General features: G+C 64.1%; 16 protein-coding genes and 1 pseudogene. 6 read left to right on the top strand and 11 right to left on the bottom strand.

The annotated features are described in order from the left end of the window. The first annotated feature begins 11 nt into the window (after nt 1–11). On the top strand, nt 12–770 hold the full coding sequence (gene ispD / locus VT84_RS21620; RefSeq protein WP_082840966.1) for a 2-C-methyl-D-erythritol 4-phosphate cytidylyltransferase: 759 nt from the start codon (nt 12–14) through the stop codon (nt 768–770). Nucleotides 771–817: 47 nt separating this feature from the next. On the opposite strand, the gene VT84_RS21625 is transcribed toward ispD, so the two are convergent. The 4 genes and pseudogenes from VT84_RS21625 to VT84_RS42355 form a co-directional block, all read right to left on the bottom strand. Continuing rightward, complete coding sequence (locus VT84_RS21625) at nt 818–1,609, bottom strand: acyl-ACP desaturase (RefSeq protein ID WP_052551894.1); 792 nt, start codon at nt 1,607–1,609, stop codon at nt 818–820. A 352-nt stretch (nt 1,610–1,961) separates the two neighbouring features. Next, the gene (locus tag VT84_RS21630; RefSeq protein ID WP_082840967.1) at nt 1,962–2,843 is read right to left on the bottom strand and encodes a sugar phosphate isomerase/epimerase family protein; all 882 of its coding nucleotides are present in this window, start codon (nt 2,841–2,843) and stop codon (nt 1,962–1,964) included. Between the two features lie 231 nt (nt 2,844–3,074). Further along, nucleotides 3,075–4,091 carry a hypothetical protein gene (locus VT84_RS41050; RefSeq protein WP_239465429.1) on the bottom strand — a complete coding sequence of 339 codons (1,017 nt, stop codon included), beginning with the start codon at nt 4,089–4,091 and terminating at the stop codon, nt 3,075–3,077. Nucleotides 4,092–4,310: 219 nt separating this feature from the next. Continuing rightward, nucleotides 4,311–4,805: pseudogene (locus tag VT84_RS42355) on the bottom strand (RNA polymerase sigma factor); the annotation flags it as partial. Between the two features lie 170 nt (nt 4,806–4,975). Between VT84_RS42355 and VT84_RS21640 the strand changes: the two are divergent. Continuing rightward, the gene (locus VT84_RS21640; protein ID WP_157469693.1) at nt 4,976–6,019 is read left to right on the top strand and encodes a CPBP family intramembrane glutamic endopeptidase; all 1,044 of its coding nucleotides are present in this window, start codon (nt 4,976–4,978) and stop codon (nt 6,017–6,019) included. Between the two features lie 17 nt (nt 6,020–6,036). On the opposite strand, the gene purQ is transcribed toward VT84_RS21640, so the two are convergent. Together purQ and ftsY are read right to left on the bottom strand one after the other, a co-directional pair. Next, nucleotides 6,037–6,810 (bottom strand): phosphoribosylformylglycinamidine synthase I, encoded by a 774-nt coding sequence (gene purQ / locus VT84_RS21645; RefSeq protein ID WP_082840968.1) that lies wholly within the window; start codon nt 6,808–6,810, stop codon nt 6,037–6,039. Between the two features lie 159 nt (nt 6,811–6,969). After that, nucleotides 6,970–7,884 carry a signal recognition particle-docking protein FtsY gene (gene ftsY, locus VT84_RS21650; protein WP_052551902.1) on the bottom strand — a complete coding sequence of 305 codons (915 nt, stop codon included), beginning with the start codon at nt 7,882–7,884 and terminating at the stop codon, nt 6,970–6,972. Nucleotides 7,885–8,122: 238 nt separating this feature from the next. Here ftsY and VT84_RS21655 point away from each other — a divergent pair, with 238 nt between their 5' ends. Together VT84_RS21655 and VT84_RS21660 are read left to right on the top strand one after the other, a co-directional pair. Continuing rightward, nucleotides 8,123–8,926 (top strand): hypothetical protein, encoded by an 804-nt coding sequence (locus VT84_RS21655; RefSeq protein ID WP_082840969.1) that lies wholly within the window; start codon nt 8,123–8,125, stop codon nt 8,924–8,926. 214 nt (nt 8,927–9,140) lie between these two features. Then, on the top strand, nt 9,141–10,190 hold the full coding sequence (locus VT84_RS21660; protein WP_157469695.1) for an RluA family pseudouridine synthase: 1,050 nt from the start codon (nt 9,141–9,143) through the stop codon (nt 10,188–10,190). Between the two features lie 75 nt (nt 10,191–10,265). Here VT84_RS21660 and VT84_RS21665 read toward each other — a convergent pair whose 3' ends face one another. Continuing rightward, nucleotides 10,266–11,255 (bottom strand): transposase, encoded by a 990-nt coding sequence (locus VT84_RS21665; RefSeq protein ID WP_082840381.1) that lies wholly within the window; start codon nt 11,253–11,255, stop codon nt 10,266–10,268. Nucleotides 11,256–11,472: 217 nt separating this feature from the next. On the opposite strand from VT84_RS21665, the gene VT84_RS41060 reads away from it, so the two are divergent. Then, nucleotides 11,473–12,267 carry a hypothetical protein gene (locus VT84_RS41060; RefSeq protein WP_239465431.1) on the top strand — a complete coding sequence of 265 codons (795 nt, stop codon included), beginning with the start codon at nt 11,473–11,475 and terminating at the stop codon, nt 12,265–12,267. Between the two features lie 34 nt (nt 12,268–12,301). On the opposite strand, the gene VT84_RS21675 is transcribed toward VT84_RS41060, so the two are convergent. From VT84_RS21675 to VT84_RS21690, 4 genes are all read right to left on the bottom strand, one after another. Continuing rightward, nucleotides 12,302–15,823, bottom strand: coding sequence for a PAS domain-containing sensor histidine kinase (locus VT84_RS21675; RefSeq protein WP_082840970.1), 3,522 nt, complete (start codon nt 15,821–15,823; stop codon nt 12,302–12,304). Beyond that, nucleotides 15,820–17,676, bottom strand: coding sequence for a serine/threonine-protein kinase (locus tag VT84_RS21680; RefSeq protein ID WP_082840971.1), 1,857 nt, complete (start codon nt 17,674–17,676; stop codon nt 15,820–15,822). The genes VT84_RS21675 and VT84_RS21680 overlap by 4 nt, the downstream gene beginning before the upstream one ends. A gap of 433 nt (nt 17,677–18,109) precedes the next feature. After that, nucleotides 18,110–19,747, bottom strand: a complete 1,638-nt coding sequence (locus tag VT84_RS21685; RefSeq protein ID WP_082840972.1) for a 2-oxo acid dehydrogenase subunit E2 — start codon at nt 19,745–19,747, stop codon at nt 18,110–18,112. A gap of 346 nt (nt 19,748–20,093) precedes the next feature. After that, complete coding sequence (locus VT84_RS21690; RefSeq protein ID WP_082840973.1) at nt 20,094–22,865, bottom strand: transketolase-like TK C-terminal-containing protein; 2,772 nt, start codon at nt 22,863–22,865, stop codon at nt 20,094–20,096. Nucleotides 22,866–23,007: 142 nt separating this feature from the next. Between VT84_RS21690 and VT84_RS21695 the strand changes: the two genes are divergently transcribed. Then, entirely contained in the window at nt 23,008–24,075 is a 1,068-nt protein-coding gene (locus VT84_RS21695) for a hypothetical protein (protein ID WP_082840974.1), read from the top strand. Nucleotide 24,076: the final 1 nt, after the last annotated feature.

A 24,076-nucleotide genomic window follows, 5' to 3' on the forward strand; every position in this document is an offset into this window, starting at 1 on the left:
AAGAGTGCGCCATGTCTCAGTGCGCGGTCATCATTCCCGCCGCGGGGCGGTCCTCGCGATTCGGCGGCGCGGAGAAGAAGCCGTTCGTGTCGCTCGACGGGCGCCCGGCGTGGCAGCGCACGGCGGAAATCTTCTGGTCGCGCCCCGATGTGAGCAAGGTCTACCTAGTGATCGCGCCCGAGGACCGCGACGATTTCCGCGCGCGCTTCGGCCCCCGTGTGGCGTTCGTCGAAAACGTCGAAGTCGTTGACGGCGGTGCGGAACGGTTCGAGTCGGTCGCGAACGCGCTCGCCCGCGTACCGGAAGACGTGCAACTGGTCGCGGTTCACGACGCGGTTCGGCCGCTCGTCACACCTGCACTGGTCGATTCGGTGTTTCAAGCGGCCAAAGAACACGGGGCCGCGATGCTCGCGGTACCCGTCGCCGACACGCTCAAACAGGTCGATCCCGCCACGAACCGCATTACGGGAACGGTTCCGCGAGCGGGCGTTTGGCAGGCACAAACGCCTCAAGTGTTCCGACGCGACTGGCTCGTCGAAGCTTACGCGCACCGCACAGCGCTGAACGTCCCTATTACTGACGACGCTCAACTGATCGAAGCGATCGGTCACTCGGTCGTGGTCGTTCCCAGTGCGCCGATCAACTTCAAAATCACCACTAAAGATGATTTAGACCTCGCGGTCGCGATCCTGAAGGCTCGATCCGCGGCGAAAGCGAGTGAACCCGAAGGGCCGCGTTGGGGCGCGTTCGACGACGAGGCGAAGTGGTAATTCGGCCGTTCCCCTAACCGTTAGCTGGCACGGAAACGGCCGGGGCGTCAGGCCGCTCTCAGTCGTTGACGGGCCTCGCGCATCTCTTCGGGTTCGACACCCAGTGCTTTAAGAACCGGGCGCACCACGTCGCGGATGTAGATGCGATCGTCGAAAATGCCCAGTTCTTGCAACAGTTTCCCGTGCGGGCCGAAATCCGGGATCAGCGTTTGCGCGGGCATCTTGAACGTGTGAATCACCTTGTTGAGCGCTTCGAGCACGTGGTCCCGGTCCCGGTCCATGAAGAGCTTGGTTCCGTTCTTGAAGAACTCGAAGTGCCCGGTCTCGTCGCGTGCGAGCAGCGTCAGCGCCTTGTGAAGCGCTCCGTCACCGGACGCCTGTGCGACTCGGCGCAGCCCGCGGTAGTTCACTGAGGTGGCGAACTCCTGGAGCGTCGTGTAAAGGATCATCTCCAGTGGCGTTTCGTAGGGCAGATCCCACTCGCGACTGAGAACGTCGTCTTGAAATGCGTGGACCTGCTCCACCGAGCGCGCCCCGGATTTCGTGATCCACATCTCGAGCACGAGCGAGTGCTTCGACTCTTCGTACCCCCAGTTCGCCTGGAACCACGCGCGCCCGCGGCTGGACCGGACGAGGTGCATGATCTTGGAGGTGTAGTCCGGCAGGAACATCTCCACGGCCATGAACGTCTGAATGATCGCGGCGATTTCCGGGTTCGGGGTGGTGGTGATTTGGTCCCACGGCACGTCGTTCAAGACGTTCCAGCGCCGGTGCGCTTCCGCTTTGTGGAAGTATTCCAGGTACAAATCGTGGAACTTGCTCTCCAACTGTGCGAGCACGGCAGCTCTCCGGTGGCAAACGTCAAGCGGCAATTTGCGCGCGCGTGAGTTGATGACGGAACGCCCGATCCGTCACGAATTTTGCGAACAAGGCGCGTGCGGAGGATTCCGCGGGCCAGCGCGTTGAGTGGAGGGTCTCGGGCACGGCACGGCCCGACCGGTCGACAGCGACCGGACACGGTCAACGCTCAGATTCTTCGATCAGCGAGTTCAACCTCTCAATTCACAGACGGTACAGTTTGAGCGCATAACGATCAACACCAGTCTGAACTGGTCGGGAAGCTGCCAGGCCCCGCGGCCGCACGAACGGCGGCGGGGAGCAATGTGGCCCCGTGGCTTTCAGCAACAACGCTCACCCCTTCACCAGTTCCTCCCACAACTTCTTGTACCCCTTCAGGAACGCGGTCCCCTTCTCCACGTCGTAAGCGGTACCGACCTCGCACAGCGTGTAGCGATCGTATCCCGAGCCGCGCAGGAGTTTGAACAACTCGCGGTACGGATACGCCCCCTTCGCATCGTTCGTTAAGTCGTTGATGTGGCACGACTTAATATACGGCTTGAGCAACTCGAACCCGGCCGCGACGGACTTGTTCGTGATGTCGGTCCCGTTCGAGTTCCAGGTCACGCCGACTTTCTTGTGACCGCACGCCTCCATGATGGCCTTCATGTTTTTGGGGAGCTGCGTGATGGCCCCGTGAACCTCGACCCAAATCTCGACTCCGGCTTCGTCCGCCGCTTTGCCGCATTCTCGAAGGGCCGCGCCGATCTGCTCGAAGGTCTTTTGCTCGTCGGCTCCCTTCGGCACGCCGTTGGGCCTCACCTTCACGCCCGTTCCACCGATGTCGTGAACGAGCTGCGCGAACGCCTTACAATCTTCGATGTTCTTCTTCACCACTGCGGGGTCGGCCGAGTGAAATTCGCACACGCTCCCGCACCCCCAGAACACGACTCCCGCGTCCGCGAACTGCTTCTTGACGTCCTTTCGCTGCTGAGCAGTCAGCGAGCATTCGACGCCGTGTTTGTGCGTCGTGCGGCACTCGACCGCCGCGATCCCGACTTCCTGGCACACTTTCAGGATGGTCGGAAGATCCCAATCTTTCGGCACGTTGTAAGTCACGAGTCCGAGTTTGAACTTGGCGGCGTCCTCCGCTCCTTGCGCGAGGCCGGACCACAAACTGCCCGAGGCTGCAACAGCCCCGGTTGCGAGAAACGAACGACGGGAAAGGGTGCTCATGTTCCGGTTCCGAAGAGAAAGCGTGGGCCGGAACTGATGATCCACGTTGGAGATGCGACCGCAAGCGAAAAAAGTTTGGGGATGCGGCAATAACCGAATCGCGGCGCGCATCGGATATGGTGAGTAGGGAGTTGTTTGGCAGCGTCTCCTTGCTCATGTGGGAGCGACTGTGTTGGGCCGGTGGGTTGAGGGGTTGGCAGCGTCCCCGAAAACTTACCGGCCCAACCTATTTCATTTTTTGCTCTTCAACTCGCGAATTTCCTTACGCAATTCACCTATCTCGCGAATGAGCGAATCGAGCTTTGCTTCGGTTCCCTCCGTGTGTGGTGTGACAATTCCTTCGCGCTTGAGTTGCAGGCGCGTGATTTCGGCCTGAATTTTTGCGAGTGAGTCACGCTTAGCGTCAAAATCCGCGTCTCGCGTCGTTTGTGTGATCGTGCCAGAGATCGCGTCGTCGAGCATCCTGGCGGAAGCATCGCGACGAGATCGTATTACTTCGAGAACCTCCTTCTGGATTTCAACTTCCATCGATTGTTTCGCAATCCGGTCACGTAGCGATTGGGAGATCTCCAACTTGAGTCGCGCAGTGATCTCACCCCGAACGGAAGTCTGCAGAGCGTCGCATCGTTTTTCGAGTTCGGCGACTTTCTCTTTTTGTTTTTGGACTAAGGGTGTCATTTCACCAGTTCCTTGCTCAACGACCGTTCTCAGTTGCTTTTGAGCCGACTGAAGTTCGGACGACAAATCTTTGAGACTCGCGTCTCGGCTCATTTCCTGCTGAATCAAAGCTGCTTCGGGTTCGGAGACCGGCCTCGCAACGCGCCTTTTCAAGACAGCAAGTTCTGCCTCCATTTTGACGATTTCGCGACTCAACTTCTGGTATTCGGCCTCGACCTCGTCGAACTGCTTTTGCAGCGCTGCGCGCCGAACTGCGCGCTTCTCGATCTCCTCAGCAAGTTGTTCAAATTCCTTTTCCCGTTTCTGTAATTGTGCCTTCAAGTGTAAAGCCTCTAATGCCAAGTTTTTTATCTGATCGCGAACCTTCTTATCTTCATCGATTGCCCCTGGCTCTGGTGGCTGGGGAGGCGCGTTGACCAGTTCCGTGTTCGCCTTTGCGACGGGTGCGGCAACGTCTCCCGCAGGTTCAACCCTTGTGCCTTGCTGGGCCGCGACCCAACCGACCCCGGAAACGAGTGTCACGGCCAGCAGAGTTCCGCCGAACGCGGTGAGTAAAGTTCCACGATTCATGGTCTGAATGACTCCTTCAGCGAGGTGAGTTACGGGACCGGGTTCGAGTGAACCGAACCGAAATCGACGCGCGGCAGTAGTAGCCGAGGAAACAACGCGACCGGTGAGACTGATGCCAGCGACCGAAATCGTTGCGGGCAAAACCACTCCGCGCCGCGCGAGGCGCTCGGCCAACCGCGTTCGTGCGGTCGCGAGACGCGACAAGACCGTTCCGCGCGGGCACCCGAGTTCCCGGGCAGCGTCCTCGGTGGAGTGCCCACCGAGGTAACAGAGCACGACCGGCTTGCGGAGGCGCTCCGGGAGCCGGGCGACTTCCGCGTCGAGCAGGTCTGTGAGTTCCTGGCGTTCGGTGAGATCGGGTTGCGGTTCCGACGCCGTTTCCGCCACAGGATGGACGGGTCGGCGCTGTGACGCGGCTCGCGCCGACACACGGCGGGCTACCTTGAACAACCACCCGCCGAGGTTCCCGCGAACACCCCCGGCCTTACGCGACAGCACGAGAAAGACAGTTTGGAATGCGTCTTCGGCGAGTTGCTCGTCGCCGATCGCGCGCCGACACAACCCGAGGACCATCGCCCCGTGGCGCCAAACGAGCAACTCGAACGCCGATTCGTCACGGTCGCGTGTGAAGCGCCGGAGTAACTCGGCATCTGTGATCCCTTCATCTGCGGCTCGTCGGTGCCGGGCGAGCAATCGCTCCAAAAGTCCACGCATGTCTCCACTCCGATCACTCGGTTCAGAAGAGAAGTGTCACCGACGTGCGAAGCGATTCAAAGAATTTTGCACCACACAGCGAGATTCGAGTTCACTGTGCGGTCGGCGCGGGGGCAGGTACTTTAAGCCCACACACGGGTACCGAACTCAATGAGCGAGGCGAGTGAATCGTGGCCATTGATCCAGAAGTCGTGCGCATGGCGACATCGGGCGCATTCGTCGCAGCCGCGGTAGTGCCGGTGGGACTGATCGCCCTCGCACTTCGGCCGAAGGGTGAAGCCCTCCTCCCGCGGTGGAGGGCGTTCCCGGTGCCGTGGAGCGGGTTCGAGGTGACGGCCGCGTTCTTCGTGTTCTGGCTCGTCTTACCCGTCGTGATACTCCAGGTGCTCAACGAGAGCGGGTTCTACCAACTCGTTTATGGCGACGATTTCCCGCAAGCCGACGCGAAGGATCTCGATCCTGATTTTAAGGCAGAAACCACCACGTTGCGGATGCTGTGGGTGGGCGTACTCGGGTTACCACTTCAGATCGCGATTCTTGTGCTGACGCGATACTCCCTGTACCCGAAGTGGCACCCGCGAACGAACGGGAGCGTCGCGGGTCAAGTTGCGCTCGCGGCCGTCGCGTGGTGCGCGATCACCCCGGTCGTGTTGGTGCTGAATTGGGCCGTCAACACGATCGCCCAAAACCTGGGCTTTCCGCCCGAGCAGCACTCGCTCGCCAAACTCGGCGGACGCCCGCTACGCGATCAGGTGTTGTTCGTGCTGGAAGCGTGCCTCGGCGCTCCGTTTCGCGAAGAGATCGTGATCCGCGGCATCATGCTGTGGTGGTGCGTGGGGCGGATGAAGCTCCCCAACGGCGGTGTGTCACAGGGAACGGCCGTGCGGCCGTGGATCGTGATGTTTGTGGCCACCGCAATCACGGCCCAGAGCGGGAAGTGGCAGCCGGTGGCTTTGGCGTGTGTGCTGACAGCAGGGTTGGGGGTGCTGTGGCGGTTCACTCGCACCGGCGCGCGACGGGCACGCGCGGTCTACGTGACGGCGGCGTTCTTCGGGCTGATCCACACGGTTTGGCCGAACCCGATTCCGCTATTCGCGTTAGGACTCGCGCTCGGCTGGCTCGCGGTGCGCACCAACGGGTTGCTCGTTCCCGTACTCGTTCACTCGCTGTTCAACGCGGTGTCGGTGGTGTTCGTGTTACGCAGCGCCGCGTAGTGACCCGAACGGCAACTTCAATCTTTGAAGAACTCCACCGCGTTCCGGAAGAGTTGTAGCCCGTCACCCTCGGGCTTCAGCCCGCGCCGCGTCCACTGCGGGTGCTGCGTCGGGAACAGGTGCCGGTCCGGGTGTGGCATTAGCCCCAGAGCGCGACCGGTGGTGTCGCAGATGCCCGCGATGTCGTCCTGGGCGCCGTTCGGGTTGATGGGATAGCCGCCCCGTGCCCCGTTCGCGTCCACGTACCGGAGCGCGATCTGCCCGGACTGCTCCAACCCCTTGGCGATCCACTCCTTGCGGCACACGAACTTCCCCTCGCCGTGGCCCACCGGCATCGCCACGCGATCAATGCCCTTGAGGAACGGGCACTTTCCGGGTGTGGCCTGCAAGTGAATCCAGCGGTCCTCGTAATGACCACTGTCGTTGTTCGTGAGCGTGGCGAGCGGGCCGTCCTCGTCCGGCGGCATGAGCAGACCCGCCTTCAGCATCACCTGGAAACCGTTGCAGATACCGAGAATCAGCTTCTCCTGATCACGAAACTTCCGCATCGCGTCCACGAGGAAGTGCTGCATGTAGAGTGCTTGCACCTTACCCGCGCCCACGTCGTCGCCGTAGGAAAACCCGCCCGGGAGAACGAGGATCTGGTAGTCGCGGAGCTGTTTCGGGTTCTCGCGAAGCGCGTTCAAGTGCAGCCGCGTGCCTTGCCCGCCGACCATCTCGAACGCGGTCTGCACTTCGTGATCGCAATTGGTGCCGGGTGCCCGAAGAATCAGCGCGTGCGGTGTTGGCATGGTGAATCGTTCGCGAATGAGACGTTGTGCGGTCGAGCGCAACGGCCGGGTGGCAAATTCGTTGTAACGCCCGCGTGCCCTTCGAGCCAGTACCGCCCGTATTCACGCCTCAACGCAATGGTGCGTTGAGCCGGTACGGTCGGATCAGCGTGCGCCGCGCTATTCCTTCTCGAACAGTGCGTTAACGAACGCATCCGGGTCGAACGACTCCATGTCATCAATCTGCTCGCCGACCCCGATGAACTTGACGGGCAGTCCGAGTTTCTGTTTGATCGCGAACACCGATCCGCCCTTCGCGGTGCCGTCCAGCTTCGACAGGATGATGCCGGTGCATTTCACCGATTTCGAGAACTGCTCGGCCTGCGTGAGCGCGTTCTGCCCGGTGGTCGCGTCCAACACGAGCAGCACTTCGTGCGGCGCGCCCGGAATTTGCCGGGTTACAATGCGGTGGATCTTCTCAAGTTCTTTCATCAGGTGCGTTTGCGTGTGGAGCCGGCCCGCGGTGTCCACGATGAGGACATCGAACCCGCGTGCCTTGGCCTTCTCGCAAGCGTCGTGGGCCACCGCGGACGGGTCCGCGTTCTGGCCCTGTTTGACGATCTCGCAGCCGATGCGCCCGGCCCACACGGTCAGTTGCTCGACCGCCGCGGCGCGGAACGTGTCGCACGCCGCGAGCAGCACCTTCTTGCCGTCCGCGTGGAGCCGGTTCGCGAGTTTGGCGATGGACGTGGTTTTGCCGGCCCCGTTCACCCCCGCGATCATGACCACGGTGGGTCCGGTCGCTTGGTAGTTGATGCCGGGGGAAGCGTCCGTGAGCAGTTCGCGCAACTGGGCCTTCACGAACGTTTCGATCTCGCCCGTAATCTCCTTGTCGCGGAAGCCCTGCCGCACGCGGTCGACAATCAAGAGCGTGGCCTGCGTCCCCACGTCCGCGAGGTACAGGCGCTTTTCGAGTTCGTCGAGGAACGCCTGATCGACCCGGCCCTTCCCGCGCAGCAGGTCGAACACGCCACCGAAGACGCCCTTCGTTTTGGTCAGCCCCGCCTTGATGCCCTTGAACAGCCGCCCCAACATGCGCCGCCCTCGTGAGTGCGTGAGACCCTTATTGTATCGGACGCGGTTCGCAACACATCCCGCTCCCGCACCGGTTCTGCGAGGTTTCAAAGGTCCGAAATTCGCACCCGGCGAAGCTCGTCACGGGCACTTGGAGCTTCGGTTGACCGCGCATCGTGCGGGCCATATCATCAACTCAATCTGCCGGGCGTGCTATTTATGCCGGCCGCAACGCCTAATACGGTGTGTCGAGAGCGCTATGAGTACGGAACAACAACCGCCCGCGACCCAGCCCCTCGTTAAGACTGAACCCAAGTCGGAGACGGAGCCGAACGTGCTCGCGGCGTCCCTCGCCAATGGGTGGGAGAAGTTCAAGCAGGGGCAACTCGTCAGCTACCGAGTGATGGCGCTGACGCTCGTGATCGTGGCCGCGGTCGGGGTGACGTACTACATCCTGGTCAGCAACAAGAAGGTCGAGTCGTCGAAGTGGGTCGAGTGGGACTCGCTCGGTTCGGTCGCGTCGATGGAAGAGTACGCCAAGAAGAACCCGAACACGCCCCAGGCCCGGCTCGCGGCCCTCGAAGTGGCCCGTATCCAGCTCGGGGCCGACGGTATCGAACGGCTGCCCGCACAGGACAAGGACGTGCGCAAGAAGGCCGTCGAGAGCATCGAAAAGGCCCGCGAAACGTTCTCCAAACTGGTCGACGAGTTCAAGGACGACCCGCTCCTCAAAACACAGTGCCTGCTCGGTGCGGCGAAGGCCGAGGCCGTGCTCGTGGGGATGCTGAAGGACGACTCGCTGGACCAGTTCCGCGGCGACCCCAAGAAAGCGATCGACTGGCTCGACAAGGTCGCGGAGGCCGCCCCGGACACCAACTGGGGCAAGGACAGTAAGAAGCTCGCTGACGAACTCCGGAACCTGAACACCAAGGACCAGATCGTCAAGCTCCAGACGACCGTGTACAGCATCCAGGCGCCGAGTCTCCCGACGCTCGACCCGAAGATGCCGGGGCTCACGGGGATCCCGGGCCACGGCGGGCAACCCATAATCCTGCCGCAGTAGAGCAGGGAACAGAGGACAGAAAAACAGAGAGCAGAGGACAGAAATCAGAAGCCAGAGGTCAGCGGACAGAGAACGGGGAACAAGGCACTGACTTCTGGGTACGTGCCTCTGGTTTTCTCTGTTCTCCGTCTTCTATCCTCTGGCTTCTGATTTCTGTCCTCTGCTCTCTGTTTTTCTGTCCTCTGACCTCTGTTCCCTGACGTTTGCTACTACCATGTCCGACGAACTCGAAGACGATCTCGTCCCCGAACCGGCGCCCGTCGCGTCCAGCGTGCGGTTCCGCGAACCGCTCGACCTGCTCGTGATGGTCAAGTCCGAGGGGATGCGCCTCGATCAGTACGTTCTGCTCCACCTGGGCGCGGATTTCAGCCGGTCGGTGGTGCAGCGCGCGATCGAAGCCGGGGGCGTCACGCTCAACGGCAAGCCGATCACGAAGCCCAGCTACAAGGTGCGGAAGCACGACCGGCTCCACGTCGCGATGCCCGAACCGACGCACGAGATCCCGGTCCCCGAGGACATCCCGCTCGACATTCTGTACCAGGACGAGTGGCTCGCGATCGTCAACAAGCCGTCCGACATGGTCGTTCACCCCGCGAAGGGGAACTGGTCCGGCACGCTCGTCAACGCGCTCCAGTGGCACTTCCGCGAGCACTTGAGCACCGGGGCCGGGCACCTGCGGGCGGGCATCGTTCACCGGCTCGACAAGGACACGAGCGGCGTCATACTCGTCGCGAAGGACGACATGACGCACCGCGACCTCGCGATGCAGTTCGAGTCGCGCAAGGTGTTCAAGGAGTACGTCGCGATCGCGGCCGGCGAACTCGAGCGCGACTCGGACTACATCGAGGGGGCGCTGAAGATGCACCCCTACGACCGCCTCAAGATGATTGTTTCGACCGACCCCGACGCGAAGCACGCACTGAGCTACTACGAAGTGCTCGAGCGCTTCCGCGGGTTCACGCTGGTCAAGGTGCAACCGCGCACGGGCCGCACGCACCAGATCCGCGTACACCTGTTGCACGTGGGGTGCGCGGTGCTCGCCGACAAAATTTACGGCGGGCGCTCGCAGATGAAGTTGTCCGAACTGGCCCCGAGCCTGCCCCCGATCGAAGACGAAGTGCTACTCGCTCGTCAGGCACTCCATGCGTTCCGGCTCCGCTTCCAGCATCCACGAACGGGCCAGTGGATCGAGGCCGAAGCCCCCCTGCCCCCTGACATGCGCCGCACACTGGACGCACTGCGGGCGCACCGCGCGCTGAGGTGAGAAGGATTTAACTAGGATCAGTACGTTCGGAAGATCAACACCGGGCGGAATTAGTCCGGTATCTTGAGTTAGGAGTTACGCAGTTGGCAGTCGGTAGACCGGTTGCGCGAGGAATTGGCGCACGGCCTCTCGGATGATGGCGAGTTTGGCGGCGAACCAGGTAACCCCGGTGTTGAACCGATGCCACTCCAACCGGACGAACGCGCGGAGAGCGAACCCGATGTGGTTCCGTTGCGCGCGCCCCATCCGGGTCTGGCACCGGTCCACCGCGGTGTGCTGTTTCAGGCCCCGGTGGAACTCCTCGATCCCCCACGCCCGCTCCGCGAACATCAACCGCGCCCCCTCGTCCATCGACAGGTCGTTGGTGATCCAGTGCTCCGTGCCACCGTCTGTGGTGGCGATCCGGAACGCTTTCACCCGACCGAACCCCTCCAAGTGCACCACCGTGCCGCTCGCCGCGATGTCGCATTCCTCGATGGGTCGGTTGCCCGTGCGGTCCGGGTTCACCTTGCGGTTGCACCGCACCTGGGTCACGAACGTCCACCCCAACGCGCGCACCGCTTTCAGGTTGTCCTTGCCCGAATACCAGCAATCGAAGCACACGCACCGGGGCGCGAGCCCGCGCCCGGCGGCCACCCGGAGCATGTCCCGGAACTGATCGTTCTTGGTGCCGTCCCCGGCCGCTTTATCAACGAGGCGGTAGTCGCACGGCCACAGGGCATCACCGTCGGTCCACAGGGCGGTGACCAAGTTGATGCCCGGAACCACGCGCTTGTGGCGCCCGGACCAGAACCGGCCCACCAGTCCCATGTGCCGGGCGAATGGTTTGTCCAGAACGGTGTCGTCGAACACCAGCACCCCGTCGGTGGGAAGCAACGGGCGCACTTCGTCCCACAGGGCCTCGGGTTCCGGTTCGAGGCGGTTCAGGAGCCGGGTAAAGGCATCGTGAGCCGGAGCATCGGGGCGAGCCGGTTGGCACCGCCCCATCTCGGTTGCCGTGCCCTCACCCGGTGTGGCGACCAGGAACGCGATATAATCCTCGGCGGTGGCGCGGGGTGGGTTCATGGGGTACCAACTTACCTGCACAAGCCACCGAACGTCACCCCCAAACGGCCAACTGCGTAACTCCTATTGAGTCACTCGTAAAAAGCACGTCGAATAAAGCCTCTTCGGAATGCCGAATGTGATAGCCCTGGTGTGCTGAACCACTGTCGCACACCGGGTGTCCTTACGCGCGGGGCGCAAGATCATCGATCGGGTGCTCAGCAAGAGGGGGCACGAGATGACCGAAGCGGAATGGCTCGTGTGTAACGAGCCCACAGCGATGCTGGGTTCCCTTCGGTGCCCGGTGAGTGAGCGGAAGTTGCACCTCTTCGCCTGCGGGTGCTGCCGGGCCGTTTGGGAGTGCATCCCGCTCGGGCTCCACCGCAAGCTCGTAGATGTTGCCGAGCAGTGCGCTGACGGGCGCCTCGGCCACGGGATCTTGGAACTGGTCGAGAAACGCGCCCGCGCCCAAAGCGCTCTGCCTAATGAGGCAATACACGGCGCGTTCGCCGCTCTTGCTGTAACGAACGTGATAGGCTGGTGGGCGGCCAGTCGTACCCTTCTCGCAGCCCGCGAAGCTGTGTGCAAGTGGGCAGTAACCGTCGCGAGCACCGGTGAATTGCCCCCTACTTCCGCGGTCGCGACCGCAGCAGTGCGGGCATGGGGCACGGAATGGGCGCGTCGCAACGCAGAACCGGCGTGGTCCTGGAACAACATATGGCCCGAGGCCGCCCAAGCTGCCGGAGATGCGGCCCACGCGGCCGCAGAACAGATGTTCGCAAACGTGCTGCGGTGCCTCTTCTGCAACTCGTTCCGTCCGACATCTTTCGAGCCGGCGTGGCTCACCCCCACTGTTCTCGCTCTGACGGCGCAGATGTACGATTCGCGTGACTTCGGCGCGATGCCGATCCTGGCCGATGCGCTTCAGGAAGCCGGGTGCGACAACGACGACGTCCTGAGCCACTGTCGAGATACCAGCACCCCGCACGCGCGTGGGTGCTGGGTCGTGGACGCGGTACTGAGCAAGGAGTAGAAAGCGGCTATTCCAGCGCGACGACGGTGCGCATTTAATGTGTGCCGTCCAATACTTCGCGCACTTTTCGGGCGAGTCCCAGTGGGGTAAACGGCTTCTGGAGGAAGGCGTCCGTGGCTTCGAGGACACCGTGCCGGACGACGGCATCGTCGGTGTACCCGCTCATGTAGAGCACCTTCACCCCCGGGCGCCGGGTCCGGAGCGCGTCGGCGACCTCCCGCCCGCTGCGCTCCGGCATTACCACGTCCGTCAGAACCAGGTGGATGGGGCTGTTATGGGTCGAGGCAATCTGTTCCGCTTCGGCCCCACCGGTGGCCTCCAGCACCGTGTACCCCTGCGCCCGGAGCGCGGTCCGCGCGAGCCCGCGAACCCCGTTGTCGTCCTCAACCAACAGGACCGTCTCGGTTCCGCGCGGGGCAACGGAGATCCCCCCGGACGGGCGCTCCGCGTGAGCGGCCCCGACCGCAGGCAACAAGACGCTGAACGTCGTGCCGACCCCGACCTCGCTGTACACGCTCACGTGCCCGCTGTACGTTTTGACGACCCCGTAGACGGTGGCGAGGCCCAGCCCGGTTCCCTTACCGAACTCTTTGGTCGTAAAGAACGGCTCGAAGATCTGGGATTGCACCTCGTCCGTCATCCCCACGCCCGTGTCGCTCACGCTCAGCCGGACGTACCGGCCGGGCGCGAGTTCGGGGTACCGGGTGCCGTCGTCCAGCGTCAGGTTCGCGGTCTCAATCGTGAGGCGCCCGCCCTTGGGCATCGCATCGCGCGCGTTGACCGCGAGGTTCAAAATCACCTGTTCGATCTGGCCGGGGTCCGCTTTCACCGCCCACAGACCGGGGGCCAGGAACGTGGCCAGGGTGATGTCCTCGCCGATGAGCCGGCGGAGCATCTTCCCGATCGAGTCCACCAGTTCGTTGAAGTCGAGCACCTTCGGCGCGACGATCGCCTTGCGGCTGAACGCCAGGAGTTGCCCGGTCAGCCCGGCCGCGCGCTCCCCGGCTTCCCGGATGGCGACCACCGCGTCCCGGTGCGGGTTCGGGGCGGACAACTGGCCCAGGAGCAGTTCGCCGTACCCGTTAATGATGGTGAGCAGGTTGTTGAAGTCGTGCGCGACCCCGCCCGCGAGCCGCCCCACCGCTTCCATCTTCTGGGCCTGGCTGAAGCGCTCTTCCAACCTCTTGCGCTCGGTAATGTCGCGGGCGATGCCGATCAGCCCGGTGACGCGCCCGGCGGGGTCACGGTACGGAACCTTCGTCGTCAGGTACGTGCGTGTCACCCCCGCCACGGTGCCGACGTCTTCGGTAGTTTGAGGCGCCCCGGTTTCCATCACGCGCCGGTCGCTGTCCGTGAAGGCCCGCGCAGTGTCCGGGGGAAGCAGCGCGCCGTCGTCCTGGCCGATTACCTCCGCGATCTCCTTCCCGAAGAACCGGGCACCGGCGGGATTAATCATGAGGTACCGACCTCGAGCGTCCTTCATGAAGACGGCGTCCGAGATGCCCTCGACCACGGCACTGAGCAGGGTGTGGTTCTCGTGCAGTCGCTCCTCGGCGAGGCGCCGGGCCGTGACGTCCACCATAATGCCGCGGAGCTTGGTGGGTTCGCCCCCCTCGATAACCACGCTCACGATGTCGCGCACCCAAACGGTGCCCCCGGCGGCGGTGACCATTCGGTACTCGAAGTCGTGGTTCCGGTGGTCGCGGGTCGCGCGCAGGCAGTAGTCCGCCGCCCACCCCTGGTCATCGGGGTGGATGTGCTTGACCCAGAAGTCGGGTTCGTCGATCCACCGCGCGGGCGGGTACCCGAGTAACCGCTCGGCCTGCTGGCTCACGAACGTGAACCGGAACGTCCGGGCGTCCGCCTCCCACACGATCCCGTCGATGTTCGTAACCAACTCTTCGTACTGCTGCTGCGACTGACGCAGGGCCTCCTCCGCGCGCTTGCGCTCGGTCAAGTCGACGTGGCACCCGATCATTCGTACCGGGGTGGGGTTCGCATCGCGGACGAACTCGCCCCGGGCGTAGATCCACCGGTACGTTCCGTCCTTGTGGAGCATCCGGAACTCCGCCGCGTGTTCGGCGCGCTCCCCGGCGAGGTACCCGCGCAGCGCCGCCAACACCTTGGGCATGTCGTCGGGGTGGAGCCGGGTTTCCCATTCGAGGTAGCTGTTGCCGATCTCGTACTCCTCGTACCCGAGCTGCCCCTTCCACTCGCGCGAGAACACGACCTCGTTTGTCCGAAGGTTCCAGTCCCACAGCCCGATGTTTGCGGCTCGAACCGCGAGGCGCAAGCGCTCCTCGCTCTCGCGGAGCGCGGCCGCGGCCCGCTCGCGCTCGGTGACGTCCTGTACCGTGCCGACCAGCGCGACCGCGCGACCGTCCTCGTACACCGGTTCGGCGAACTCTTGCACGCAGCGCACGGTCCCGTCCGGGCGCACGATGTGGTGGTCGATGCGGTACGGTTGCCCGGTCCGGACCGTCTCGGCGACGGCCGCCCGGATCGCGCCCGCGTCGTCCGGGGGGACGCGGCGGAAGAAGTCCTCGGACGTGCCCGAGAACGCGGCCGGGTCGGTGCCAAAGATGCGGAACACCTCCTCGGACCAGCGGAGCCGGTCCGGGGCGAACTCCTGCTCCCAGTTCCCGAGGTGCGCGATGCGCTGGGCACGGGCCAGGCGCGCCTCACTCGCACGCAAGGTTTCTTCCGCCCGCGTGCGGTCGGTCACATCACGGCAAACGGACAGGACGTGGGCGGTCCCCCGATACTGCACGAGCGCGCTCCACGCCTCCAACCAGCGCCACGCCCCGTCCCCGGCGCGCACGCGGACGGTGAACAGGCCCGCGGTGCCGGCCAGCACCTGTTTCCAGTACCGCTCTCCGGCATCGGTGTCGTCGGGGTGAACGACCTCGAACTTGTGGGCCGGTACCCGGCCAAGGAGCCGGGGCACCGACGGGCTGGCGTAAACGGTTCGACCCTCAAGGTCCAGCAGGTACACCAAGTCGTTGGAATTGTCCGTCAGCAGCCGGTAAAGTTCCTCGCGCTCACGGAGCGCCTCTTGCGCCCGGGCGCGTTCGGCGATCTCCGCTCGCAGGGACTCGTTCGCGCGTGCGAGGTCGGCGGTTTTCTCCCGCACCCGGTTTTCAAGTTCAGCATTGGCGACGCGGAGCCGCTCCTCGGCCGCGATCCGCTCGCTGCTGTCGCGGGCCAGAACCAACCCGAGGGGCCCGCGCTCGGTGTGCAGGCGGGTGAGAGTCAGGTTGACCGGGGTCCACGACTCGCCGGCCCCGCGGCGCAGGTGGTACCCCTCTCGGGAGTGGAACGTCTGGGTCGTGTGCAGAGCGCGTCGCAGGTGGCTCAACCCGGCAGTGCCGTCGTCGGAGCGGAACAGTTGGTCGAGCGAGAGTCCCAAGAGGTCCGCGCGCCGCGCGCCCGTCATCCGCTGGGCCACGGGGTTCACGTCCACGACGCCCGCCGTGCCCGGGTCCACGATAAACGCCGCGTCCCCCATTTCCTCGAACAGGGTCTGGGCCAGTTCTGCCACATCGTGGGGCTTCACGGCTTACTCTCCGGGCGCCAGACGAACAGCTCGACGTCGTCGACCCAAACCTGATCGGTCGCCGCCTGGGGCGTTGCGGCGAGGTCGATTACCAAATTGCGGTGAAGACGCCGAGTGGGGAATGGAGGAAGTTCGCAAATTACCACATAGGTACTCCACTGGATCGTCGGTACGACCCAGTTGGGGCACCGGTACAACCACGGAGCCGGGCCGGGGGCAGTGGGGTCCGCGGAGAGTTGCGGACCGAGGCCGCGAACCCGGGTCGCGACCGGCCCCGTAGCATCGTCCGGGATCGCGACCGGCATCCCGGGGTAGACGGCGAGGCTCCCGCGCCCGTGGAGAGACCGGGCACGGTAGCGCAGTACCATCACCGCTCCGGGGGGCGGTGCCTGTGCCAGGGGCTGATAGGCACCCAGGAGATTTCCGCTCCGGGCCGGGTCCAAGTTGGTGAGCAGGAGGGCCGGGTTGTCGGGCCGGTCCTGTGGCCGGTCCAGAACGATCTGACGGTTCGCGCTCCACCCTGCGGCGTTCCCCGCGCGCCAGAGTGCCCCCACGTGCCCAGGGGCCAGACAGTCCCCGTCGAACCCGCCAGCCCTTACGAGATTTTTCTCACTCGGTACGACCGCCCGGAGCAGATCGGGCCAGTTGGCCACTACGCGCTGCGCCAGCGTGCGATCCTGAAGCGGGTAGACGAACCCCCACGCGCTCGGGGAACGGATCGCCATAACGGGCCGAGGCGCGGGCCAAACGGAGAACGGAAGGCCGGGCGGAACGGGCGTGCCCCCTGCCTCCGTCGGCACTCGTTCCACGGGCGCGCCCGGACTACTCACCAAGTCTCGACCGTCCGACCCGGTAAAGAGCGCCAAATCGTCGGGCCGATCGTGGAGAACTACCAGTCGGTCTGGGCGCTCTCCGTCCGCTGCTTGGGTATTGGAAGGCTCGGGCTCGGCCACCGCGGTCGGGCGCCACCACTTGGACGCAGCCAGTGGAAGAATCACCAGCGCGGCGAGTACCCCGAGCGCGGTGAGCACCCGGCGATTCACGCGGCCGGCGTTTTTGCGGCACGCCCCGGCCAGGGCCGTTTGGAACTGCTTGATCGAAGCGAAGCGCTCGCCCGGGTCGCGGGCCAACCCGCGCTGGAGGGTGTCATCGAGCGCCTTGGGCAGCCGCGGATTGTGGCGGAGAGCGGGGACGTACACGCGACCGGGGAGGCGCCCGGTAAACAGTTCGTAAGCGACGGTCGCGAGAGAGAAGACGTCGGCACGCGCGTCCAGCGCCAGGCCCGCGCGGTACTCCGGGGCACAGTAATCAAGCGTGCCGCAAAAGTACCCGCCCTCGAGTCGCGCGTCCGCGCCGGTGTGCGCGACCGAGATCCCAAAGTCGGTGATTTTGATCTGCCCGTCGTCGGCGAACAGGACGTTCTCGGGCTTGAGGTCGAGGTGCAAAATCCCTCGCTCGTGGATGTGATCGAGCGCCCCGGCGATGCAGTCCAGAAGCCGTGCCGCTTCGTCCGTCGGCCACGGTTGGCCGGGGGGCATCCGGGACCGGAGCGCCCCGCCCGCCGCAAACTCCATGACCAGATAATTGTGGCCCTCGATCTCCCCGGCGTCGTGGACAGTGACGACGTGGGGGTGCGCCAGCGCCGCCATCAACTGCGGCTCGCGCAGCCAACCCGAGTGCGCCGCGTGCCCGCCGGCCGGGGCACACAGAACCTTCACGGCTACGGTGCGCTGAAGGGTGCGGTGAACGGCCCGGTACACGGTGCTCGTACCGCCCTCGCCGATCATTTCTCCGAGATCCAATCCCGGAATATGGGGCGGAGCCGGGGCACTATTCTGTGTTGTACCGGACATCGGACATTTCCGTCCTTTCCGCCGGGGCAACCGACCCGCCCCGCAAATAGCGTAGTGCCGCGCCGGGTACAATTCCGCCTCTCAACGAAGCGGCCACGACACGAGTCCGCGAGTACACCGGAGTTCCGGTGCCGACGGCACCGCACGGAGTGCGGATGGGAGCAAGTGACTGTTGAGAAGTATACCACGACCTAATTGCCCGAGTTGTCAGAAGAAAATCGTTATTTTCTCCGTTTCTTCGGGTCTCCCTGCAAAAAGCGTCTAATAGATGCACGTTAATGCTCCGCATTAACCAGAAATGGTGCCCATCGTCATCGGGTGCGGAAGAAACGGCGCCGATCAGTGGCAACAAAATCACCCCAATGAACCCGTGCAATGTGCCACGAGATTCATTGGGGTGTAAAAGCAGCGATGTTTCTCGCTGACGCCTGGCTCACGTCTCCATCAGGAGCCGGAGCGGGTCGCTGAAGAGTTGCGCGAGGCGCACCGTGAACCGGCACCCGTCGGCCCCGTCGATGACGCGGTGGTCGTAGGTGAGCGAGAGCGGCATCATGAGCCGCGCGACGATCTGCCCGTCGCGCACCACCGGTTGCAACGAGGACTTCGACAGGCCCAGGATCGCGACCTCGGGGTAGTTCACGAGCGGCGTGAACCCGGTGCCCCCGATACCGCCCAGGTTCGTGATGGTGAACGTGCCACCGCGCATCTCGTCGATCGTGAGCTTGTTCGTGCGGGCCTTCTCCGCAATGGACGACACCTCCGCGGCGAGGTCGCGGATGCTCTTCTTGTCCGCGTCGCGGATCACGGGCACCTTCAGCCCCGCGTCCGTATCGACCGCGATGCCGATGTGGTAGTACTTCTTGAGGACCAGTTTGCCCGCGTTCATGTCGTAACTGCTGTTGAACCGCGGGAACTCTTTGAGGGCCGCGATACACGCCTTGATCGCGAGGACCGTCATCGTGATCTTCGGGCTACCCTTCGGGAGGGCGTCGACGATGCGCTTGCGCCCGGCTTCGAGGTCGGTGATGTCCGCGAGCTCGTGCTGAGTGACCATCGGCATGGTCCGCCAGCCGACCGTGAGGTTCTTCGCGATCGTTTGCCGGATCGTCGCGACCTCGGTCACCTCGACCGGCCCGAACTTCGCGAAGTCCGGCAGCGGCGGCAGCGCGAACGCATTCACGATGATCCCGCTGGCGGCCGCGGCCGCCCCACCGCTCTCCCTCACGCGCTGGCGCTCGGTGCGGACGAAGCCCTTCAGGTCGTCGAGCGTGACGCGGCCCTCGCGCCCGCTGCCCTTCAACTCGCCGAGAGCGACGCCGAGTTCGCGGGCGAGTTTGCGCGTCGCGGGTCCGGCGGGGACGAGCGTCTTGGTGCCGTTCGCACTGCCGTTGTTCGATGCGGGCTGCGGTTGCGGTTGCGAAGCGGCCGGCGCTGCCGATTTCGGTGCGGTCTGTTGAGCAGGTGCCGGAGTCGAAGCCGTTGGCGCATTCGATGCAGCGCCCGCGGTTTTAAGAGTGACGAGTTTTCCGCCGACGTTAACTTTGTCGCCGGGCTTCACGTGAACCGCCTCGACGGTCCCGTCCGACTCCGCGGTCACCTCCATCGAAGCCTTGTCGGTGCTCACCTCCACGAGCGCCTGACCCGTCTTGACCGCGTCACCCACCTTCACGAACACCGCCGTTACCGTTCCGCCCTCAATACCCTCGCCCGGGTTCGCAAGCACGACATCGACCGACGCGGCCGCGCGCGGCGTTTCGGCCTTCGGTTGCGATGCGGGCGCGGCCGGGGCTTCCGCCTTTTGGGGCTGGTTCTTCGGCGCGGGCGCCTCACTCGGCTTCGCGCCACCGGACACGCGGATAAGTTTTCCGCCGACGTTAACTTTGTCGCCGGGCTTCACGTGAACCGCCTCGACGGTCCCGTCCGACTCCGCGGTCACCTCCATCGAAGCCTTGTCGGTGCTCACCTCCACGAGCGCCTGACCCGTCTTGACCGCGTCACCCACCTTCACGAACACCGCCGTTACCGTTCCGCCCTCAATACCCTCGCCCGGGTTCGCAAGCACGATGTCCATTAGGCCCCCTACGAACCGCGTGCGGTCCGCCATTATGGTGTCAACTTGTTTGAACGGTCGCGCGGTGCGAGCCGGCGGTGCAAGGTTATTGATCGGGTCTTGCTACCCACGGCGCCTAGTGCTGGCACCGAGGACTCGCGCCTTGTTTGCTGTCAGGTTACTGTTCCGGGAGCCCTCACGTCCGCCGGGGCGACTGTTATTGGCCCCGAAACTCTGCGAAGCGGACGTCGACTTCTCACCCGAAACACAATTTCAAAACAAACCGCCGGTAGTGACCCGATCCGCCCGTTTGGTGGGTCGCGGAAGTCACAACCGGCGGTTTTGAGGGCACCAGCCTAGCGCCCGATCAGATCGTCCACGGATGCGCGGCGTCCGGGTTGATGCCCAGATCCGCGATCGCCTGCTTCACCGTGCCCGGGTCCAGTTGCCCCTGCTGGAACAGCGAGTACAGCGCCGCGACCGTGACGTTCTCCGCGTCCACCTCAAAGAACCGGCGCAGCGCCTTGCGGGTTTCCGAGCGGCCGAACCCGTCGGTCCCCAGCGCGAGCATCCGGCCGTTCAGGTACGGGGCGACCGTTTCCGGCAGCGCCCGCATGTAGTCGCTCGTCGCGATGATCGGCCCGTTCGTGCCACCGAGCACTTGCGCCACAAACGGCACCTTCTTGGTCGCGTCCGGGTGCAGGCGGTTGTGGCGCTCGCACTCGATGGCGTCCTTGCGGAGCATCTGGTAGCTGGTCGCGCTGTAGACCGTGCTGGCGATGTTGTACTTCTCGGCCAGGATCTGCTGCGCCCGGAGCGCCTCGTTCAGAATGACGCCGCTGCCGACGAGCTGCACTTCGAGTTTCGCGCCGACGGGCTTCACGCTCTTCACCGAGTACAGCCCGCGGATGATCCCCTCGCGCACGTGCTCGCCGGGCATCGCGGGCATGTCATACGCTTCGTTATAAACGGTGAGGTAGTAGAAGCACTCCTCGCCGCGCACGTACATCGCGTTGATGCCCTCTTCGATGACGACCGCGAGTTCGTAGGCGAAGGCCGGGTCGTAGGTGCGGCACGTCGGGATGGTCATGGCCATCAGGGGGCTGTGCCCGTCCTCGTGCTGGAGCCCCTCGCCGTTAATCGTTGTGCGCCCGGCGGTGCCGCCCATCAGGAACCCGCGGGTGCGGGCGTCGGCCGCGGCCCAGGCGAGGTCGCCGATGCGCTGGAACCCGAACATCGAGTAGTAGATGTAGAACGGGATCGTGTTCACGCCGTGCGTGCTGTACGCGGTGCCGGCTGCGATCCAACTCGCCATGCTCCCGGCCTCGTTGATCCCCTCTTGCAGGATCTGGCCGGTCTTCGATTCACGGTACTCGGTGTACGATCCCTTATCGACGGGTGTGTACGTCTGCCCGACACTGGAGTACATCCCGAACGTCTTGTACATCGGCGGCATCCCGAACGTCTGCCCCTCGTCGGGGACAATCGGGACGAGCAACTTGCCGATGTGCGGATCGCGGCAAATCGCGGTCATCAGATTCACCCACGCGAACGTGGTGGAGATGGGTTTCCCCTGGATTGTGGCCTCGTACTGGCGCTCGAAGCCCTTACGCTCCGGCGGCTGGCACGGGACGAACTCGTTGTTGCGGAACGGCTGTGGGCCGCCAAGGGCCGCCCGGCGAGCCTTCATATACTTCATTTCCGGGCTGTCGTCGGCTGGCCGGTAGAAGGGAATGTGTTCGAGTTGGTCGTCGGTGATCGGCAGCTCGAAGCGGTCGCGGAATTCCTTGATTGCGACCTTCTTCTGCTGGTGGTTGGTGAACTTTCCCTGCCCGCCGTCGCCGGCCATGCCGTAGCCCTTGACGGTCTTCACCAGAATCACCGTCGGCTGCCCCTTGTGCTCGGTCGCGGCCTTGTATGCCGCGTACACTTTCAGTGGGTCGTGGCCGCCGCGTTTCAGCCCCGCGATGTCTTTATTCGATAGGTGCTCGACCAGCGCCTTGAGTTCGGGCGTGTTAAAGAACGTGTCGCGGATGTATGCACCGCGGCGCTCGGCGTCCTCTTCGTCGGTGATGAGGTCGGCTTTTTTCGCGTGTGTGACCTTTTCTTCAGCCGTTCGCATGTCGCGCCCGACGTAGTCACAGTATTCGCCGTCGACCACTTCCATCATGCGACGAGCTAGTGCGCCAGTGTGGTCGTTCTTGAGCAACTCGTCCCAGTCGGTCCCCCAGATCACCTTAATAACGTTCCAGCCGGCCCCGCGGAAGATACCCTCGAGTTCCTGAATGATCTTCGAGTTCCCGCGAACCGGACCGTCGAGCCGCTGCAGGTTGCAGTTGATGACCCAGGTGAGGTTGTCGAGTTTCTCGCGCCCGGCGAGGCTGATCGCACCGAGCGACTCCGGCTCGTCGCACTCGCCGTCGCCGAGGAACGCCCACACGCGGGCGAGGTCTGTCTTCGCGAGCTCACGGTCCCGGAGGTAGCGGTTGTACCGGGCGTGGTAGATGGACATGATCGGGCCGAGGCCCATGCTGACGGTCGGGTACTGCCAGAAGTCCGGCATGAGCCACGGGTGCGGGTAGCTCGATATCCCACCGCCGGGCTTCAATTCCTGGCGGAAGTTGTTCAGTTTTGTTTCATCCAACCGCCCCTCAACGAAAGCTCGCGAGTACATGCCCGGGCTGGCGTGACCCTGGAAGAACACAACATCGCCGGGGTGGTCGGCCGAGCGGCCGTGGAAGAAGTGATTGAAGCCGACTTCGTAGAGTGTGGCGGCGCTGGCAAAAGTTCCGATGTGGCCGCCGACGTTGGTGTTCTTGTTCGCCTTCTGCACCATCGCCATCGCGTTCCAGCGGACGATGCTTTTGATCTTCCGCTCAAGTGCCCGATCACCGGGGAACGCCGGCTGATCCTCAACGGGAATTGTGTTGACGTAAGGTGTTGTGACTCCACCGGGCATTTTCGCCCCGGCCCGATCGGTCACCGCGATGAGCGTTTCGAGGAGGAATTTGGCCCGCTCCGGTCCGCCGTGTTTCAGCACGGCCTCCATTGCTTCGAGCCACTCGGTCGTTTCCTGCGGGTCAACGTCTTCGGGAAGTCGGGCGCTATTCAGAGCCAACACGTCCGGAGTGACGAGCATCGGCGAAATCCTCGTGTAGCGAGCAAGAATCGAGGCGGGGCGGACCGCGGGTGGCTCGGCTCGTGGTGCAAAATTAGGATAGGTGTGGGCTTCCGAGTCGTCTACACGACCGGGCCGCCCCCCTCACGAACCGAGGACCGCCGTGCGACTTCTATCCATTATAGTTCTGCCGCTGGGCGCGCTGACACTACTTCCAGCGGCCGACCCGCCGAAGCCCGCACTCGCCCCGACCCCGGTCACCTGGAACAAGTCCGGCAAAGTGCTCGGCGAGGTCTGCGTGGGACTGTCGGAACAGTCCAAAATCCCGATCTCGGTCGCGCCCGCGACGATCAAAACACAGTGCCCGGTCACGTTCGACAAGACGCCCTTCTGGGCCGCACTCCAGACAGCCGCGGACAAAACGCGCACGCGGATCGCGCTCTCCGAAGGCGGGCGGAAGGTCGAACTCGTTCCGCGCGGGGCGTCCCAGGAGATCGCCGCTACGAACGGGGCGTTCCGCGTGGTCGCGCAGCAAGTCGTGGGGCGCGCGATGCTCGACCTGGGCGCCACGTTCCACGAAGTGAGCCTGCTCGTTCACTGGGAACCGCGTGTTCGCGTGTACCGCATTGATGCGGCGCCGCGGATTAGCAAAGTTACGGACCCGACCGGGACGAAGGCTACCGCCGAGGACGGAGCCGGGAAGACGTTACCTACCAATTCCACGAGCGAAATGAAAGTGCGCCTTAACGGGCTGACGCGCAAGACCGAACAGTTCACCCTGGCCGGCGAGTTTACGGTGACCGCCGCCGACCGGTTGCTCGCGTTCGCGTTCGACGTACCGGACGGGAAGCTGCCGGATGCCCAGAAACAGGACGGCGTATCCGCGGTCCTGAAGCGCGTACAGAAGAAGGGCGATTCGTGGGAAATTGCAGTCGAAGTCACCTACCCCGCGGGTCAGCCGACGTTCCAGAGTTTCGAGGGTCAATGGTGGTTGCGCGACAACCGCCTGCTCCTGCGGTCGCCGGACGGCAAGGCGGTGGCGCTCGACGATTACGAGATCCCGGCCCCGGACGTCGCGACCCCACTTGTCGTGATCCACCGGTACAAGGAAGACCCGAAAAACGGCTTCAGCGCCCCGACTACCAAGGGCTGGAAACTCGTCTACGAGACTCCCGCGCCGCTCGTCGAGATCAAGGTGCCATTTGAGCTAAAGGGAATTCCCCTTCCGTAAT

It is taken from the genome of Gemmata sp. SH-PL17 (assembly GCF_001610855.1).
Taxonomy (GTDB): Bacteria; Planctomycetota; Planctomycetia; order Gemmatales; family Gemmataceae; genus Gemmata; species Gemmata massiliana.